The organism is Streptomyces sp. LS1784 (assembly GCF_020103755.1).
GTDB lineage: Bacteria > Actinomycetota > Actinomycetes > Streptomycetales > Streptomycetaceae > Kitasatospora.
This window is the reverse complement of sequence record NZ_JAHSQD010001128.1, coordinates 1-1,047: the sequence shown is the minus strand read 5'-3', so window position 1 is coordinate 1,047 and position 1,047 is coordinate 1. Positions and strand designations below refer to the sequence as shown.

Annotated in this window: 1 pseudogene; it reads left to right on the top strand. The window is 77.9% G+C overall.

Going from position 1 to position 1,047, the window contains the following annotated elements:
* Positions 1–1,047, top strand: a pseudogene (locus KS423_RS46105) (tetratricopeptide repeat protein); the annotation flags it as partial.

Below are 1,047 nucleotides of genomic sequence, written 5' to 3'. Positions count from 1 at the left end.
GCCAACAACCTCGGCGTGCTGTTGCACCAGCAGGGCCACCGGGCCGAGGCCGGCCAGTGGTGGCGTCAGGCCGCCGTGGCCGGCAGCGCGCCGGCCGCGCACGCGCTCGGGCTGCAACTGCGCGACCAGGGCGAGGAGGAGGCCGCCGAGTACTGGCTGCACTTCGCCGCCGACCACGGCCACCCGCTGGGCGCCTACGCGCTGGGCGACCTGATGGAGCATCGGCGGGACGTGCGCGCCGAGCGCTGGTTCAAGGTCTCCGCCGACGCCGGGCACCGGGAGGCCTCCTACCGGCTGGCCCGGATGCGCGAGGCCGCCGGGGACAAGGAGACCGCCGAGACCTGGTACCGCACCGCCGCCGCGCGCAGCCACGCCCGCGCCGCGCTGCGCCTGGGCGTGCTGCTGGAGGAGCGCGCCCGCACCGACCGGTCGCTGCTGGACGAGGCGGCCCGCTGGTACCGGCAGGCCGCGCAGAACGGGGAGGCGCGCGCGGCCTGCGCGCTGGGCTTCCTGCTGCGCGACTCCGGGGACCTGGCCGCCGCCGCCGAGTGGTGGCAGGAGGCCGCCGAGGCCGGGGACGGCAACGCCGCCAACGCGCTGGGCGCGCTGCACGCGAGCCGTGGCGAGGCCGCCGCGGCCGAGCGCTGGTACCGCGTCGCACTGGACGCGGGCGACCAGAACGGAGCCTTCAACCTGGGCCTGCTCTGCGCCGGCACCGGCCGCGAGCAGCAGGCCGAGCAGTGGTACCGCCGGGCCGCCTACGCCGGGCACCGGGAGGCCTGCAACGCGCTGGCCGTGGTGCTGCTGCAGCGCGGCGACGAGTCCGGCGCCCAGCCTTGGTTCTCCAAGGCGGCCGAGGCCGGCAGCGTCGACGGCGCGTTCAACCTCGGCGTGCTGCACGCCGGGCGCGGCGAGCAGCAGCAGGCGCAGGAGTGGTACGCGCGGGCCGCGGCCGAGGGGCACGGCGAGGCGGCCCTGCAGCTCGCGGTCGTCCAGGAGCAGCGCGGCAACCTGGCCGGGGCGCTGGAGCGTTACCGGCAGGCGGCG